12 protein-coding genes and 2 pseudogenes are annotated in these 13,743 nt (G+C 33.9%); 2 read left to right on the top strand and 12 right to left on the bottom strand.

What is annotated here, in order from left to right; genetic code table 11:
• Positions 1 to 21: 21 nt before the first annotated feature.
• From ABH959_RS13240 to ABH959_RS13230, 3 genes are all read right to left on the bottom strand, one after another.
• Positions 22 to 369 (bottom strand): DUF4260 domain-containing protein, encoded by a 348-nt coding sequence (locus ABH959_RS13240; protein WP_113936045.1) that lies wholly within the window; start codon positions 367 to 369, stop codon positions 22 to 24.
• 6 nt (positions 370 to 375) lie between these two features.
• Complete coding sequence (locus tag ABH959_RS13235) at positions 376 to 1,767, bottom strand: FAD-binding oxidoreductase (protein ID WP_113936046.1); 1,392 nt, start codon at positions 1,765 to 1,767, stop codon at positions 376 to 378.
• Positions 1,768 to 1,905: 138 nt separating this feature from the next.
• On the bottom strand, positions 1,906 to 2,304 hold the full coding sequence (locus ABH959_RS13230; protein WP_002033617.1) for a DUF2871 family protein: 399 nt from the start codon (positions 2,302 to 2,304) through the stop codon (positions 1,906 to 1,908).
• A 255-nt stretch (positions 2,305 to 2,559) separates the two neighbouring features.
• Here ABH959_RS13230 and ABH959_RS13225 point away from each other — a divergent pair, with 255 nt between their 5' ends.
• Positions 2,560 to 3,063: a GNAT family N-acetyltransferase gene (locus ABH959_RS13225; RefSeq protein WP_113936047.1), complete on the top strand. Its 504-nt coding sequence runs from the start codon at positions 2,560 to 2,562 to the stop codon at positions 3,061 to 3,063.
• 35 nt (positions 3,064 to 3,098) lie between these two features.
• Here the strand turns inward: ABH959_RS13225 and colA are convergent, their stop codons facing one another.
• Both colA and ABH959_RS13215 read right to left on the bottom strand, forming a co-directional pair.
• On the bottom strand, positions 3,099 to 6,014 hold the full coding sequence (gene colA, locus ABH959_RS13220; RefSeq protein WP_113936048.1) for a collagenase ColA: 2,916 nt from the start codon (positions 6,012 to 6,014) through the stop codon (positions 3,099 to 3,101).
• A 203-nt stretch (positions 6,015 to 6,217) separates the two neighbouring features.
• Positions 6,218 to 6,895, bottom strand: a complete 678-nt coding sequence (locus tag ABH959_RS13215) for an MgtC/SapB family protein (protein WP_113936049.1) — start codon at positions 6,893 to 6,895, stop codon at positions 6,218 to 6,220.
• A gap of 313 nt (positions 6,896 to 7,208) precedes the next feature.
• On the opposite strand from ABH959_RS13215, the gene ABH959_RS13210 reads away from it, so the two are divergent.
• Complete coding sequence (locus tag ABH959_RS13210) at positions 7,209 to 7,727, top strand: GNAT family N-acetyltransferase (RefSeq protein WP_404492686.1); 519 nt, start codon at positions 7,209 to 7,211, stop codon at positions 7,725 to 7,727.
• A 449-nt stretch (positions 7,728 to 8,176) separates the two neighbouring features.
• Here the strand turns inward: ABH959_RS13210 and ABH959_RS13205 are convergent, their stop codons facing one another.
• From ABH959_RS13205 to ABH959_RS13175, 7 genes and pseudogenes are all read right to left on the bottom strand, one after another.
• Positions 8,177 to 9,613 carry an IS4 family transposase gene (locus ABH959_RS13205; RefSeq protein ID WP_404492685.1) on the bottom strand — a complete coding sequence of 479 codons (1,437 nt, stop codon included), beginning with the start codon at positions 9,611 to 9,613 and terminating at the stop codon, positions 8,177 to 8,179.
• A gap of 121 nt (positions 9,614 to 9,734) precedes the next feature.
• Positions 9,735 to 9,853, bottom strand: a pseudogene (locus ABH959_RS13200) (IS6 family transposase); the annotation flags it as partial.
• Positions 9,854 to 9,975: 122 nt separating this feature from the next.
• Positions 9,976 to 10,920 (bottom strand): acetyl-CoA carboxylase carboxyltransferase subunit alpha, encoded by a 945-nt coding sequence (locus tag ABH959_RS13195; RefSeq protein ID WP_113936052.1) that lies wholly within the window; start codon positions 10,918 to 10,920, stop codon positions 9,976 to 9,978.
• A gap of 32 nt (positions 10,921 to 10,952) precedes the next feature.
• Positions 10,953 to 11,399 carry a MarR family winged helix-turn-helix transcriptional regulator gene (locus tag ABH959_RS13190; RefSeq protein ID WP_000817662.1) on the bottom strand — a complete coding sequence of 149 codons (447 nt, stop codon included), beginning with the start codon at positions 11,397 to 11,399 and terminating at the stop codon, positions 10,953 to 10,955.
• 411 nt (positions 11,400 to 11,810) lie between these two features.
• Positions 11,811 to 12,662 (bottom strand): annotated as a pseudogene (locus tag ABH959_RS13185) (transposase); the annotation flags it as partial.
• A 42-nt stretch (positions 12,663 to 12,704) separates the two neighbouring features.
• On the bottom strand, positions 12,705 to 12,893 hold the full coding sequence (locus tag ABH959_RS13180) for a hypothetical protein (RefSeq protein ID WP_000183240.1): 189 nt from the start codon (positions 12,891 to 12,893) through the stop codon (positions 12,705 to 12,707).
• A 326-nt stretch (positions 12,894 to 13,219) separates the two neighbouring features.
• On the bottom strand, positions 13,220 to 13,522 hold the full coding sequence (locus tag ABH959_RS13175; protein WP_000717614.1) for a hypothetical protein: 303 nt from the start codon (positions 13,520 to 13,522) through the stop codon (positions 13,220 to 13,222).
• Positions 13,523 to 13,743 lie beyond the last annotated feature (221 nt).

Here is a 13,743-nt window from a genome sequence, read left to right as displayed (position 1 = left end):
ATGAATTCCGTTTTACCTAAGCTATAACCTCTGAATATGCGTATCCTTAAAATCAGTTTCATACTTCAATCCATACCCAAGCATTCGATCCATTCCAATATGTGCTGTCCATATTAAACCAACCATTAAAATTGTATCCATCTTTACATAGACCCCTATTAAAACAAGTAATATTGATATGATATATGTGTGAAATAGATTATAAATTTGTGCACCAACACGTTTGTTAATAGCGTACGCCACCATTGCTAAATCAGGTGCAAAAAGTAATACGATAAATAATAACCAACTAAATCCACATAATGCATATATATAAATCGCAGCTAATAAGACGACCAATCCTTCAAAGTGTATAATTCGTTTCTCCAAAATTCATCATTCCTTATCTGTTAGCTTGAAAATTTTATTCGGATTTAAAATATTTTGCGGATCAAGAGCTTTCTTTATTTTCTCCATTACCAATAATGCCGCACCATGTTCTTCTTCTTGATACTTCTGCTTTCCTATTCCAACGCCATGCTCTCCTGTACAAGTTCCGCCACGCTTAAGAGCATACAGTACAATACTTTCATTTATTTCATCCGCTTTTTTCACTTCATCTTTATCATTTGGATCAATCATTAAGAGCACGTGAAAATTCCCGTCTCCTACATGGCCAAGAATACCACCAACAAGGCCCACCTTATCTAACGTCTCTTTCGCATTTTGAATCGCGCCAGCTAACTCTGAAATTGGCACACATACATCTGTACTCATTAGCTTTTTGCCAGGGTAACTATGAACGTAAGAATAAGCTAAGTTATGTCTTGCATCCCATAATTTATTTCTTGCCGCAGTTTCAGTTTCAAAAGCAACTTCTTTACATTTATGATCAAAAACAATTTCCTTCGTAAACTCGATATCTTGCGTTAGCCCTGCTTCATTTCCGTGAAACTCTAAAAACAGTGTTGGTTCTTCTCTGTAATTTGTTTCATTGTAATGATTTACTTGTTTCATAGATAATTCATCAACAAGTTCTATTCTCGCAATTGGAATACCAGCTTGTAGTATATTAATAACAGCTTCTACTGCATCATTTATAGTTGGAAACGATGCTCTCGCAGCCATAACATGTTCTGGTATGCCGTATACTTTTAATGTTAGCTCTGTAAAGCATCCAAGCGTACCCTCTGATCCTACGAAAATACCATTTAAATGATAACCTGATGATGACTTCGCCGCTAAATTGCCAGTATGTATCACTTGCCCATCAGCAAGCACCACTTCTAAATCACGAACTTGATCACGCATTACGCCATACTTAACCGCTGTCGTTCCGCTCGCATTCGTAGCAGCCATGCCTCCTAACGTTGCATCTGCACCTGGATCTACACTAAAAAACAAACCGTACTTTTTCAATTCTTTATTGAGCTGAGAACGAGTCACTCCTGGTTGTACTTTCACAAGAAAATCTTTCTCTCTTATTTCAAGTATTTTGTTCATTAATGAAAAATCAACTGTAATCCCCTTTTCATAAGGAATTATATGACCTTCTAAACTAGAACCTACTCCAAATGGAATGACAGGTTTTTTATGCTCACTCGCTACTTTCATTATTGCTCTAACCTCTTCCATCGTTTTTGGAAAAACAACTACATCAGGTAAACTACTAGTATGGTAAGATTCATCTTTACTATGTAACTCTCTTACTGTCTTATTAACCACTACTTGCTCTTCAGGAAGTACATCCTTTAATTCATTTACTAAACGTTCAATTGTTATTTCCATTACGTACTCTCCTTTTATATTATTTACGCCACATTAATTATACCATTTTTATACAAAATAATCAGAATAGTGAGATTCCTATAATTTTATATATAAAAAAGAACTTGCAGTATTCCCTACAAGTTCTTTTTTATAAAACTATATTTTAGACGATTTCTTCAACAGAATCATAAACCAAACTAAAGTAAATGCCATCATAGAATGAGAGAACCCTACAATATAAGTTAACCCTTTAAAGTCCGCTCCATTTAGTTGAAGAAGTCCTCTCGCTGCTAGCGAACCTAACATTAAAGTTAATGCGATATTATGTAAAATAAACCAGTTATTAAATCCTTTCACTTCATGAAACGCGAATACTTTCGCTAATCCTAAAGCAATTAAAAAGAAGAAAAAGCCAAGTACTAACGTATGCGTATGCAAAAGATTTAATAAAGTAGATCCTAAAATCCCTTTATATTTTCCATACTCCCTAGCAAATATTCCTGACAATAAACCGATAATCAAATAAGTAAACGATGCATTATATAATTTCTTCATTATGTACCTCCTTAAGTAGAATGTGTAGTGCGTCATATTTAGTAATAATGATAGTTATATAGTAAAAACTCCTAGTTACCTAGGAGTCATTGTATAAGTATCTCACTCTTTACAATCAATTCTAATTATAAAATATCCTTTTATACAAAACAAACGAACTTTATGTGAACAAGCAGGGCTCTATTAAAATATGTTGCATTTTTGTATTTCGCAATCCATACTAATTGTTATAACTATTAAAGGTGGTGCAATAGATTGATAGTTCTTGAAACTGAAAGACTCACTCTTCGCTGGCTCGATGTAAAAGATGCTCCGTTTATTCTTGAATTAGTAAATGATCCTGCATGGATTCAATTTATTGGTGATAAAGGTATTAAAAACTTAAAAGATGCAAAAAAATACATCTTAAATGGACCCGTCGATATGTATAATAAAATGGGCTTTGGTCTTTACTTAGTTGAACAAAAAGAAAATCTCACACCAATTGGTATGTGCGGCCTTATTAAAAGAGATTCATTAGAAGATGTTGATATCGGCTTTGCCTTTTTAGAAAAATTCCGTTCGAAAGGATACGGCTATGAATCAGCTTCTGCTGTAATAGAATACGGTGTACAGAAGCTAAGAATGAAACGAATTGTAGCAATTACTTCTATAGATAATGCTGCTTCAGGTACGCTGTTAGAAAAAGTAGGATTGCGATTCGAAAAAATAATTTCAGACTCAGGAGAAGATCTAAAATTATTCGGGTATAACGCATAACAAAAAAGGATCACCATGAATGGCGACCCTTTTTTTCACTTCACTTCTACCGTATAATTCCCTGTTCCACCACCATACTGGTATACATGTAAATAGTACTTCCCTGGATACGTATAGTAACTACCTACTAATTTATTTCCTTGTTGCTGTGCATACGTAACATAATTATTTAAATCTGCTTCTGAATAAAGAACCCAGTTTACTCCGATATTATTTTCCTTCGTTACATTAATTTGAAGGTTTTTCGCAGTTTCTATATTTATTTCAAAGTAATCACTCGTATCACCGTTTCCTAAACTAGCACGTAAAACTTGATTTAACTGCAGTTTATTTGCCGTTTGGAATGAATTATTTGGCTCTTTTTCTACACTGTTATCTTCTTTCTTTTGAACCGTTACACTTGTTGTAGCAGTATTAGTTAATCCTTTATCGTCTGTTACTGTTAATTTCGCCGTATACGTTCCTTCTTTTGTATATACGTGAGTTGGATTTTGCTCATTACTTACCGCACCATCACCGAACTCCCAGTTATAAGAAGCAATTTTCCCATCTTCATCTTTTGATCCATCGCTTTTAAACGAGATTGCTTCATTCGTATGTCCGCTATACGGACCATTTATAACCGCGACCGGCGCTTTATTCACAGCACCTTCTTCTGTATTAATACCGTGGAACACAACATCATATTCAAATTGCCCTGATGCATTTACACGGTAATTCACGAAGTAAGCTGTTACTGTTTTATAGCCTGTCCATTCTTTTGCACTTAAACGTTTTAACGTATCATTAACGTTTTGCGTAATTGTTTTCCAGTCTTCATATTCTCCTTTTGCAGAAGTTCCTGTATATGTTCCTTGCAGTGTAAATGTATTAAAGAATTGTGATTTATTTTTCTTTACTGATACATTACTTAATTTTGCTTCCGCTGTAATTTCTGCGGCAATATCTGAAACTGGTTTCGGTGCATGAGTTGCTAAATAATCATCTGACACTAACGGAACATTATATTTCTCACGGTTGTCTACTAACATTTGCATATAGTCTTGATACTCTTTATTTAAATTCGCATCTTTACTTAAAGCAGAGCGATATGCATCATATGCTGTTACATCATTTTTCCTAATAAGATCATGAACTTTATCAAACATATCGTATCTCTTATTGTACATATACGATTGTAAAGCAAAGGAATAATTATAGAAATCCCACGTTCCATACTTTGCATTTAACGTTCGCTCTGCCGTATAACGTTCTGCTGGATTCGAAGATAGTCCTCCTATAATACTCTTTCTTGGAACGACGTTGTCCGTTCTCGTTGCACCTGCAAAAAACTCAGCATTCCCTTCTTCAAACCAAGATAATCTCTCATTCTCATACATCTTACCTTGCCCCCAAAGTCCTGGCACTTCATATCTACCTTGTAAATAATGCGTGAACTCATGTCGGAACAATTCTTCTAAACTATAAATACTTTCTTGTGGCGTACGTTCATAAGTAAAGAACGTACCTGTTCCTTCTATATAAAGACCGCCGTTATTCGTTTCATATCCGTACAATTGACGGTTAAATTGGTATTCAGCTGGGCTATTATAAATAACCATCGTTAATACATCATCTGGATTTCCTTTTTCTAACGGTTGGTCACTTTCAACCGTACGATGGAATTGTGCCTTCACTTCTTTTGCTGCCCAATATAAACGTTTAACTTTCTCCTCAGTCACTTTATCTCCGGCTTTTAAAACAATTGCACCATCATCAAACGTATACGTTTTCGGCAAATACTTTTTCTTCCCATCTTCTCGTATTTGATCTAAATTAACAACGTTACCGTTTGCATCTTTCCCGCCATAATTCGTCGTAATTTGCTCAGCTGCTACGAAATATTGCTCACCTAAATAAGGATAGATTTTCATCGCATCTGTTACAACTTGTAATCCTTTCGTCCCTGTACTATGGAATGTGCCGAGTCTCCCTGTATAATAAATGCCATTATTAATAAGCCATCCGTTTTTCTCTGTAATCGTTCCCATTAACGCAAATCTACTTAACTCATTAATATAACTATCTATTTTTTGGTACCATACTGTATCTTTCGGTACTTTTCTCGTATCGTACAAATACGATTGAATATCATAATCGACACCTTGCATAATATCGTAAATCGCATTTCCAGCTGAAAGATTATCTACCAATGTAGAAAAATCATCATTATATTGCTTAAAAATCTTTGCAGCCGATGTTACCGTTTCCACATCACTCGAAGCATTTCCTATTAATTTTCCGTATGATGATACAACTCTATTTTGTTCCAATGTACCGAGCTTGAAATTTGGATTGTTCGCAATCGTTTTTAACGCCGGCAAGCACTTGTCATGATAGCTCCGCTCATTAAGTTTACTTAATTCTGCATTATAAAAACCTAAATAAAATCCAGAGCGCAATACCTCTACTAATGTCTCAACCCCTTTTGAATCATCCTTCGTATAAGCTTGTCCTTGCTGCTTCAATTTATCAATAATTGCCTGCATCCTACTATCATTTTGATAGAATGCAAGACTGTCCTTATTAAACTGAAATAGCCCCGTAATTTGCTCCCAATCAATTGTTACAAGTAAATCTACTAATTGTTGATTGCTTAATTGATTTAATTCAGCAATTGTATAAGTTTTCGCTACAGCTAATTGCTTACTTTCCTTTTTTACTTCCGGTGGTCTTTGCGATAAATCAGCAAATTGTAGCCTTTTCTCAAAAGACTTGCTTTCTAATACTTTCGATGAATGAGCTAATTCTTCCACGGGCAGTTGTACACCAACCGGCTCCATTTTTAGCACATTTCGATATGAAACTTGCTCTCCCTTAGTATCTTCCGCCAATATGCTTCCTTGAAAACTCCCTAACATTAAACTAGCAAAACTTACCCCTACTAAAACTTTTTTTGAATAGCCTTTCATGCTCTCCCCTACCTTACATTTTTTAGTGTCCCGCTCCATTATTTTACTATTCTGACTATTTATTCTGTATTGAGAAAAAAGAAGGGAACGTTCACACATGTATCCATCCAAAGTGAAATTAACACTTGACTTCACATGTGATTTATGTCAAAAAAGGATAGATAATAGCGAAATTCCTGCTACATTTATCCTCTATTTCAACACTATGATTTTAACTTTATAAACGTAATTTCCGGTAATGCTTGTATATGCTGAATAAATGCATTCTTTTCTTCTGACGATATATTTTTCAATTGCATTCCTACCTTATAAACTATTTCTGTATCTTGCTGTAAAGCTTCCACTTCATATGAAAGTATTGGAATACCTTTCACTCGTAGCGTCTCTACTATTTGTTGTACCGCTTCGTGTTTATTTATACACATTTGCACTGTTATATTTTGCGGAAATAAAAATTGCACCTTAAAAATACGGCTTACAATCTCTAAACCAATCAAAACGAGAATCATCGCTCCAATCCCTACAACATACATACCTGCTCCAATTGCTAACCCTATTCCTGCTGTAGCCCATAAACCAGCCGCTGTCGTTAATCCTTTCACTGCCTGCTTTTGAATAATGATTGTACCTGCACCTAAAAATCCAACTCCACTAACAACTTGCGCTGCAATCCGGCTCGGATCAAGAGCCATATGTTCTTCAAACACAATATCCGAAAAAGCATATTTCGAAACGACCATTATTAAAGCACTCCCTACGGCTACTAGGAAATGTGTTTTTAATCCAGCTTCTTTTGAGCGAATTTCCCTTTCAATACCGATTATCGCCCCTAACAAACCAGCAACACCGATTCGTATAATAAAATCAATATGTAAGCTCACAAGCACTTCCCCCTTTTATTCATTATAGAGAGATAAAACAAAAATTATCACATGCATCTACCCATCGATATAAAAGCATTTTATTAAAATACATTTAATATCCCAGTGATTTTATGTTAATATTTTAAATATTAACATAAATAAAACGTCCTACTTCTCATACAAAAAACCTTTAAAGTTCAACGTCTAACTTATTTTCAGTTAAAAATGGCATATGAGTTGCGTGAAATAAGGTTGAGAAAGTCAGGAAACGCTTTCATTTCATATCATAATTTTTGTGAAAAAAAACATAAATAAAAGGAGCTTACTAACAATGAACATCTCTTTACTTACACCTACTACCGATTTACAAGAAGAATACTTAGATTTTTATAACGAATGGAAAGATAGCGGTGAAGCGATGATTCCATGGGTTATTTCAAAAAATCCTTCTAATTTCACGTCAATGATTCAAGAATTACACGACGCACATAACGGAATAAATATTCCTGAAACTTGGGTACCAGATTCTACTTATTGGCTCGTGACAGATGAAAATAAAATTGTAGGAGTTGTTAATATACGTCATAGTTTAACTGATCATCTATTTAATGCTGGAGGCCATATCGGTTATGGTATTCGCCCTTCTGAAAGAAGAAAAGGTTATGCTACAAAGTTACTAGAGTTATCATTAGAAAAAACGAAAGAATTAAACATCACGAAAGCACTTGTCGTTTGTGACGAAGTGAATACGGCTTCTGAGAAAACGATTTTACATAACGGCGGTCTCCGGGATGAAGATTACACTGAAGAAGATGGGAATGTTGTGAGAAGGTATTGGATTGAGCTCTAAATAATCAAAAACAAGCCAGAAAGTGAATCCCTTATCAAGACCTAAATTGAAAAAAAGTTGATAAATTAAAGGACATAACATATTTTATATAACTAATATGTTATGTCCTTTCTTCTTCAATTAACTGTAAAAAGACAATAAAGCTATTAAATTTTAAAGACTAAAACAAGCATAACCCCGTTCTAAATTTAGGACGGGGTTAAAATATAGTTGTTATATTTTCGATATAAGATACTTCACTGTACTCGAAAATTAAACAATAAAGTCGTTTAAAAATCTAAGGTTTATTCAACAATAGTGCCCTTTAAGGGGTCCTGCCGCATGCCCATCAACTTAAAAATGAAAACAAAGTGTACTTTCATTTTGTGGAGGTAAAGCATTCCTAAAATAGAAGCATACTCTTAATAATATGCATACCAAATAAACCCTAACGGGTTTCCTTTTTTAAATTATGCAACTTTCTTTTGTTTTTTCAACCCATTATAATCATAAACAACACCCATAATATCAAAAACAGTCTTCTTCTCATATCGATGAGATTTTCTTCCGTTCTTCTGTAGGAGGTGGAACAGGCTGATTAGGATCTTTGTTATTTCTTGGATGTTTTGTTGTATGGCTTGATACAAACTCGATAAGTGATCTTGAATCATTCCAATTGCTTTATATTCACTTAATTCTTGTTTCTTCTTTTGTAAAATTAATTGTCGCATCTTAAACATAGTAGAAGAACATAGAAAAATGACAATGAGTTTTCCATAAACATGGCATTCTAATCGCTCTTGTTTAATATGTTGCCAATGATGAATTTGAAATAAGGATTTCCAAGTTTTAAAAATGATTTCAATTTGCCAGCGGAGAGAGTAAAAATTATGGATTTGTTCCATCGGAGCAATCTCCCAAGGTGTATTGGTAACATATAGGTTCATGCCAGCTAATCGTTTGCTTTTTTCCGAATATGTAATCCCTTTTTTACTTTCTGTGTACACTTGTTTTTTCATACGCTCACGAAGTTGTTTTTCTGTTAATCGATACATAATCACCCGAGTAAATAGTTTTTTATCCTTTCCAATATAAGCTTCTTTTATTTCATAGGACTGTCCTGGCTTTAAGGTATCCATGATGTGCTCTAAATCAACTTTGATGTACTGAGATTGTTTTTTTATTGTTCCGTTTCGAAAGTATTCAGGAAATTCATTTTTGACATATACCCTATTGTTTAATTTGAGTCGCGATATATAGTACACACCACGTTGATCCATTTGATCTAAATCATCCAGTGAATAATAGCCTAAATCCCGAATACATAGGTCACCAGGGCGTAATGTTGATAAACACTCTGTTCCAAAGGTTTTATCATTATTTTTCCCTGGTTCCACTTGGAAATTTAAAAACTGACCACTATGTAAATCATATTCTAACTGGATTTTTATACCCGCTGTTTGTGCACAACCACCTGATCCAGGATATACATTGGCCAAGTGTTTTGGTACGTGAAAAATGGTTGCATCTAAAATACGAATTCGCTGAAAATAGGTAAGTGAAGCACTTGGAATTGCTGACTTTCCACAAACTTTATTTTTTAATAATGTGGAGAAAATATGTTTCAAAAAGAACACTGCCTTTTTATTAAAGCGCTTATTTAGTCCTTCAGGACTCATAAGAGTTCCTGTTGATGCATGTAGCTGACTACACAATCGGACTAATGAATCACTCGCTACTCGTTGACTAATCCAGACACATATAGTAGCTAAATCATACCCTGAAAATTTACGTTTTCGTTTTACAAAACCTAGCTCTCTAGCGAGATTTTCCAAAAATGAAGGGGTAAGATGTTCATATAATTCTTCAGCAAATAATTGTAATTCGTCAGAAATTGATAGATACATACAAAAACGCCATCCTTTCCTATGATTCTACAGAAAGAATAGCGTATTTTTTGGTTCTGGTGCAAAGGTAGTGGAAAAGAAAATATAACATATATATTTCTAGCATAATGGTAGGATAATCCTGGTTCCTCATCATTTCTACTAAATCACGAAAAATTAAGTTGTACCGTACCAACGTACAGTTAACAAAATAATATCTTGCTGATAATGCTTCCATTTGAACAAATTTTCCTTTTCCATACCGATCACACATCTTTTGTAGAGTAATAGTATCAGCATATCCCAGTTCAAGAGGTTACTTGCAAAATATTTAGAATTTTTTGCGAGAATCCTCCGAAATGTAATACGGACTTTAAATATTTTCATTTATAATTCTCTATTTGTCTATACTTTTCATATCGCTGTTGTATAAGCTCTTCCGAGGATAATAGTATCAATTTTTTTAGAGATGATTCGATTACAGATTCAATCATTTTTGCCTGTGATTTTATATCATTTTGTGCTCCACCTTTAATTTCAGGAATGATTTCATCAATAATTCCTAAATGTTTTAAATCTTTTGCTGAAATTTTCATATGTTCAGCAGCTTCTGGAGCATACTTAGCGTCCTTCCATAGGATAGATGCTGCTCCTTCTGGCGAAATTACCGAGTACCATGAATACTCTAACATATGGATATGGTTACCGACACTAATGCCAAGAGCTCCACCACTTGATGCCTCTCCAATTACAATACAAACAATTGGCACTTTAAGTGTAGCCATTTCAAATAGATTTCGAGCTATCGCTTCAGAAATTCCACGTTCTTCAGACCCTTTCCCTGGATAGGCGCCTATTGTATCAATAAATGTAATAATAGGGCGATTAAATTTATCAGCTTGTTTCATAAGTCTTAGCGCTTTTCTATAACCTTCTGGATGTGCCATTCCAAAATTTCTTTCTATATTTTCCTTTGTATTTCTACCTCTTTGATGACCAATAATCGTAACGGGCATCCCTTTAAATTTTGCAATACCACCTATCATTGCTTTATCATCACCATATAATCGATCACCATGAAGTTCGAGAAAGTTTGTAAACAATAAAGGTATATAGTCCAATGTCGTGGGCCGGTTACGTAGCCTTGCAATTTGAACTCGTTGAAAAGGTGTAATATTAGAATAAATTTTATCTTGCATTTTATTTAAACGTTTTTCTAATACATGAATTTCTGGCGATAAATCTACATTATTTTCTTTCATAATTTTCTTTAATTCATCAAATTTCTCTTTTAATTCAATAATAGGACGTTCAAAATCCAAACTCATTTTACCCTCCAAATGTTATGATTTACCTCACTCTAATCAAAAGGCTTAGAAATAGAATCAATAAATAATTCAAAACCATCTACAACTATTTTTTGTTCTGATTCTGATAAATTATTGAGAATACTTTGATAAAATGTAATGGATTGCTCTCTTAAGCAATTAACAGTTATGTGACCTTTTTCTGTGAGGTGCAGAAAAAGTTCTCTTCTATTTTTTTCATTTACTTCACGATAAATAAGCCCCTTTTTTACTAACTTATCTACCAATCTACTTACAGTTGAAGTCTCTAATCTAAGTTTATTGGATAGTTGCCAAACAGTTAATTTTTCCACCTCTAGTTCCTCTAACGCCATCATTTGAGAAGTTGGTAAAGGTTTTTCAAATGGTCCATTGGGCAAATTTTGAGATTCAAAAACCCCAGTTATTATAATCATTTTCTTAATATCTGTTCTTAGTTTTAAGGCATCTTCTCTTTTCAAATAGGTCACCCTCCTACAACTAATGTATCATACATCAATTGTATTATACATGAATATGTTTTTTTCACAAGCTTAACGTAAGCCAATATTACAACATGGACGAGATATTTCTTCTTGTTAAAATGGTATAAGTGGATTGTTTTCTACAAATGGCAGAACATCAATTATGTATCAGGGGCCTTTATGGGGTACCGCTCATCGCAATCAAGCTAAGAAAATAAAACTACCCAAAAAACGAAAATTTTGTGATAACTTGTAACAAAAAACTCATAATTTTTGGGGGGAATTCTAAATTCTTAAGTTGATGGGCATGGGGTCCTGCCGACAAAACGCGGAAATTATACGCTAAGAAAGATTTTGAAAGAAAAACCCTTGATTTGTCTACGCTAAGCAGAAAATCAAGGGCTTCATTTATGTTCTAAGGGGGCGTAATGATCGAATAGAATGGGAACTGTTAATATCGAATTTATATTGACCTAAGAAATTTATATGCTCCCAACCTAAAGGTGAAATATGGGCAAGTAAAGACTCCTGATGTTTTCCTACTTCCATCATATGCTCAATCGCTCGGGATAAATATACGGTATTCCAAATGCTAATTGCATTTATAATAAGATTTAATGCACTGGCACGCTGTAATTGGTCTTGCAGTGCACGCTCTCGAAGTTCACCATGTTTTCCAAAGAAAATAGCTCTTGCTAAGGCATTCATTGCTTCTCCTTTATTTAATCCCTTTTGAATGCGCCGGCGTAACGTTTCACTAGAAATATAGTCTAAAATAAATAAAGTTTTTTCAACTCGTCCCATTTCTCTTATCGCTTTTGCAAGACTATTCTGCCTAGAATAAGAACCAATCTTCCCCATAATAAGAGACGCAGACGCTGTTCCTTCCCGAACGGAATGTGCTAACCTTAACACATCATCGTAATTCTCTTGAATGACTTTTTTATGAATCCTTCCGCGTAACAATTTCTCCATATCAGGATATTGTTCAGGCTTTTCAAATGTGTAGAGTTTCGAGTCCAAAATATCTCTTAATCTTGGGGCAAAGCGATACCCTAGCAAATGAGTAAGACCGAATACTTGATCTGTATATCCAGCTGTATCAGTATAATGCTCTTCAATATGTAAATCTGTTTCGTGATGTAGTAAACCATCGATGACATGAACGGCATCCCTAGCATTCGTATTAATCACTTTTGTATAAAAGCTAGAGAATTGATCACTCACAAAGCGATAAATGGTAGCACCTTTACCTGCTCCTCCATATTATTGTATTATCTTACTTTGAAAAAATAATTATTATTAACAGTATTTATGAAGATATTCTGTGTAATGCTGCATTTCGCTACAACTGCTACTATTACCTGCCATACAACCTGCAATAGAGATAGGTAACAATTTACTATACAAGGAACAAAATTGACCTGCTCCTCCATTAGATAGCGACGTTTCCATTTCTTCATCTGCTAGTTTACGCAATAAATTAGTCATTACTTTCTCCTCCATTTAGTGATTTAACTATCTTTATTATTCAGAGCTAAAACTCAAAGAGAAAGCCCTTACATTGTTTGTAACATTATTCACTTTAATATGTTAATTATTTTTTGTTGTCTTGTTAGTTAAAGGGGTACTTAGTACAAAAAATAACCGTAGATAGTAGCACGAACACTGTTCTTGTTATAATTAATTTTTTTCAGAACGTCTATAATCCTCTTTTAAAAAATATACGTAAATATAATAAAAAACGAATGATTAATAGAAATATTCTACGCCACTCGTTTTTTATCGGACTTCTTTTTACTGTACTTTTATTTTCTTTATGAGTTATTAGAAAAATAATTGTCTATATAAGTCTTTATTTTTTCAAAATCCTTTTCCATAAATAAGATTGCTGGTACTTCAATTATTGGAAGATTATTTTCATTATCAAAAGGTGGACACGGTTTGGGAACTACCAAATAGTCAACTGAGTTTTTATCCCTAATATAATTAATTGAAACATCATAATACTTAGAAAAATATTCCTTCAAATCATCCTGATTCCTTAAAAATGGTAGAGAAAATATTGAACCATAATTTATACCAGCGTCGACAATTAATACAAAGCATATTTTTTTCATGATACACCCTCCTCGTATAATAAGTTTTAAGTTAATAACTGTTCCTTGAAAATTAAATAGTTTTTATCTTCAAGAGCTACATCAAAAAAATGATGTATGGGTAAAATTTAGTCTTGGATACTGGGGGATTTCCCTAGATAATGGAAGTATGGAAATGGATCCATCGGGAATATGCTTACTCCTCCTGTAGTTCGACCACGTTAAAAGACTGTGACCCAGAC

It is taken from the genome of Bacillus sp. RC51 (assembly GCF_044908115.1).
GTDB classification, from domain to species: domain Bacteria; phylum Bacillota; class Bacilli; order Bacillales; family Bacillaceae_G; genus Bacillus_A; species Bacillus_A mycoides.
The sequence above is the reverse complement of the archived record's forward strand: the minus strand, read 5'-3'. Positions and strand labels throughout refer to the sequence as shown.

Coding starts and splice junctions, on each gene's coding strand:
- ABH959_RS13235 (WP_113936046.1), bottom strand. CDS start 1,767: ATGGAAATAACAATTGAACGTTTAGTAAATGAATTAAAGGATGTACTT.
- ABH959_RS13230 (WP_002033617.1), bottom strand. CDS start 2,304: ATGAAGAAATTATATAATGCATCGTTTACTTATTTGATTATCGGTTTA.
- colA (WP_113936048.1), bottom strand. CDS start 6,014: ATGAAAGGCTATTCAAAAAAAGTTTTAGTAGGGGTAAGTTTTGCTAGT.
- ABH959_RS13210 (WP_404492686.1), top strand. CDS start 7,209: ATGAACATCTCTTTACTTACACCTACTACCGATTTACAAGAAGAATAC.
- ABH959_RS13205 (WP_404492685.1), bottom strand. CDS start 9,613: ATGTATCTATCAATTTCTGACGAATTACAATTATTTGCTGAAGAATTA.
- ABH959_RS13195 (WP_113936052.1), bottom strand. CDS start 10,920: ATGAGTTTGGATTTTGAACGTCCTATTATTGAATTAAAAGAGAAATTT.
- ABH959_RS13180 (WP_000183240.1), bottom strand. CDS start 12,893: ATGACTAATTTATTGCGTAAACTAGCAGATGAAGAAATGGAAACGTCG.
- ABH959_RS13175 (WP_000717614.1), bottom strand. CDS start 13,522: ATGAAAAAAATATGCTTTGTATTAATTGTCGACGCTGGTATAAATTAT.